Raw genomic sequence first — 2,620 nt, 5'->3', positions numbered from 1 at the left:
GGCCCTTGCCCGGCTCGTCCGGGATCAGGGACGCCTCGCGGAACGCAAGCTGTAGGGAGCGGAGGCCGTCGCGCAAGGGGCCGGCGTGCTGCGAACCGATTTCCGGTGCTGCGGCGGTGACGAGTCCGGCCAAGGCGGTGATCAGCTTGCGGGCCTCGTCCAGGTCCTTGAGCTCTTCGGCCTCGGGGTCGTCGGCCAAGCCCACTTTGACGGCTGCCGCGCTCATGAGGTGAACGGCGCCGGTGGTGATGACCTCAACAGCCGGAACTTCCGAAATGTCGCGGATCTGCTGGCTTACTCCGGCACCAGTGCCGGCGGGCTCGTGGTCGAGGGAATTGCTGTCTGAAGTGCTCATGCTGGTAAGCTTGTCACAGACCGACTGGAAGTTGCCATTTTCCATGGCTCACGCAGCGCTCGGCCACCCACCGTTAATGTGCGGTTGGTTGCCGATTTCTGTAGAATTGATTTTCAGTTTGCAAGCGGAGTTCTCTCCCACCCGCGTCAGCCGTTTCCCTTCGGGGATGTAAGTTGCCGGGTACCTGGTCGGACACCGTTCAAGGTCAGCCTTGGATGGTGCGAACGCCTCCCTTGAGGGGCCGTTTCCGATCTTCGAGGCCTTCGATTGCGCCAGCAATTGGGGGCCTTCTCTATTTGCCGGTGGAATACTCATCACAACAACAGGAGCTTTGACATTAGCGAGCCAAGAATCAATGAGCGTATCCGCGTCCCCGAGGTGCGTTTGGTCGGCCCTGCCGGCGAACAGGTTGGAATCGTCCGTATTGAGGACGCCCTGCGTCTGGCTGCCGAGGCTGACCTGGATCTCGTTGAAGTTGCACCGCAGGCGAAGCCTCCGGTGTGCAAGCTGATGGACTTCGGCAAGTACAAGTACGAAGCCGCTGTTAAAGCCCGTGAGGCCCGCAAGAACCAGACCAACACGGTCCTCAAGGAAATCCGCTTCCGCCTGAAGATCGATACCCACGACTACGAGACCAAGCGCGGCCACGCGCTTCGCTTCCTGGGTGCCGGTGACAAGGTGAAAGCCATGATCCAGTTCCGCGGACGTGAGCAGCAGCGCCCTGAAATGGGCATCCGCCTGTTGCAGCGCTTCGCTGAGGACGTTGCCGAAGTCGGCGTGATTGAGTCCAGCCCGCGCATCGATGGCCGCAACATGGTCATGGTGATCGGTCCGCTGAAAAACAAGGCCGAGGCCAAGGCCGAGGCCCGCCGCGCGGCGCAGCGTGCAGAGGCCAAGGCCCAGAATGAAGCCAAGGCCGCAGGCCGGATTGACGTTTCAGGCGAGGATGCTCCCCTGACCCAGTCACTCGCGGACTTGCTGCCGGCGGAACTCCTGGCCCAGGCCGAGGAAACCCAGGCCGAGGAGACCGTATCGGAAGCCGTTGAGGCGGAGGCCGCTGAAGTCGAAGAGACTCCGGTCGCTGAGGAAACGGTTGTCGAAGAGGCTCCCGTGGTTGAAGCAGCTCCGGTTGTCGAGAAGGCTCCTGTAGTTGAAGCAGCTCCTGTAGTTGAAGCAGCTCCAGTTGTCGAAAAGGCTCCCGCGGTTGAAGCAGCTCCCGTTGTCGCGCCGGCGCCCGCAAAGGCACCGGCACCGGCAAAGGCACCTGAGCAGGCAGCTTCGAAGCCTGTTGTGCCGGCTGCCCCCAAGCCTGCTGCCACACCAGTACCGAAACCGATGGCGAAGCCCGCGGTTCCGAAGCCTGCAGCTCGGCCGGCAGCCCCCAAGGCCGCTCCGAAGCCAGCGGCACGCAAGACCAACTAGTCACGCCGCAGGAGGCATTCCCTCCGCCCGGCACGAAAGCAGCAGCCGCCCCCTATGGGGTGGCTGCACGAAAGAACTGCAGACCCAGTCTGCGGACACGTAAGGAGATCGGTTCCCATGCCGAAGATGAAGACCCACAGTGGTGCTAAGAAGCGCTTCAAGCTGACCGGCACCGGCAAGCTGAAGCGTCAGCAGGCCAACCGGCGCCACTACCTGGAGCACAAGTCCTCCACCCTGACCCGTCGCCTTGCCGGCGACAAGATCGTCTTCAAGGGCGATGCCAAGGTCATCAAGAAGATGCTCGGCGTCTAAGTTCCAAGTTTTCTGGTTGCTGCCATCCGGTAGCCGCCGACTACACCAAAGCCTTCTCAGGCCGGCCGGGTTTCCGGCAGTAGCAGCTTGGGATAAGAATTTTGAAGGAGTACGCACGTGGCACGTGTGAAGCGGGCGGTAAACGCCCACAAGAAGCGTCGGGTTGTCCTTGAACGGGCCAAGGGTTACCGCGGTCAGCGGTCTCGCCTGTACCGCAAGGCAAAAGAGCAGCTGCTGCACTCGTTTGTGTACAGCTACGGCGACCGCCGCAAGAAGAAGGGTGACTTCCGTCGCCTCTGGATCCAGCGCATCAACGCTGCATCCCGCGCCAACGGCCTGACCTACAACCGTCTGATCCAGGGCCTGAAGGCCGCTGAGGTCGAGGTTGACCGCCGCATGCTGGCAGAGCTGGCTGTTTCCGACGCCAACGCTTTCGCCGCGCTGGTCAAGGTTGCCAAGGACTCCCTGCCTGCCGACACTTCCGCTCCGGCCGCCAAGGCCGAGGCCGCTCCGAAGGGCTGCCGCCAAGGC

4 protein-coding genes are annotated in these 2,620 nt (G+C 62.6%); 3 read left to right on the top strand and 1 reads right to left on the bottom strand.

All coding sequences use genetic code 11. From position 1 onward, the window contains the following. On the bottom strand, positions 1-355 hold a 355-nt coding region (locus tag AHiyo1_RS04850; RefSeq protein WP_253257164.1), incomplete at its 3' end, for a DUF1844 domain-containing protein. A 378-nt stretch (positions 356-733) separates the two neighbouring features. Here AHiyo1_RS04850 and infC point away from each other — a divergent pair. From infC to rplT, 3 genes are all read left to right on the top strand, one after another. Then, positions 734-1,777, top strand: a complete 1,044-nt coding sequence (infC, locus tag AHiyo1_RS04845; protein ID WP_059387795.1) for a translation initiation factor IF-3 — start codon at positions 734-736, stop codon at positions 1,775-1,777. Positions 1,778-1,894: 117 nt separating this feature from the next. Continuing rightward, positions 1,895-2,089 carry a 50S ribosomal protein L35 gene (gene rpmI, locus AHiyo1_RS04840; RefSeq protein WP_059387794.1) on the top strand — a complete coding sequence of 65 codons (195 nt, stop codon included), beginning with the start codon at positions 1,895-1,897 and terminating at the stop codon, positions 2,087-2,089. Positions 2,090-2,206: 117 nt separating this feature from the next. Continuing rightward, positions 2,207-2,620: 50S ribosomal protein L20 (gene rplT, locus AHiyo1_RS04835; protein ID WP_059387793.1), on the top strand; the 414-nt coding region annotated here is incomplete at its 3' end.

It is taken from the genome of Arthrobacter sp. Hiyo1, from assembly GCF_001263615.2.
Taxonomy (GTDB): Bacteria; Actinomycetota; Actinomycetes; order Actinomycetales; family Micrococcaceae; genus Arthrobacter.
The sequence above is the reverse complement of the archived record's forward strand: the minus strand, read 5'-3'. Positions and strand labels throughout refer to the sequence as shown.

Coding starts and splice junctions, on each gene's coding strand:
- rpmI (WP_059387794.1), top strand. CDS start 1,895: ATGCCGAAGATGAAGACCCACAGTGGTGCTAAGAAGCGCTTCAAGCTG.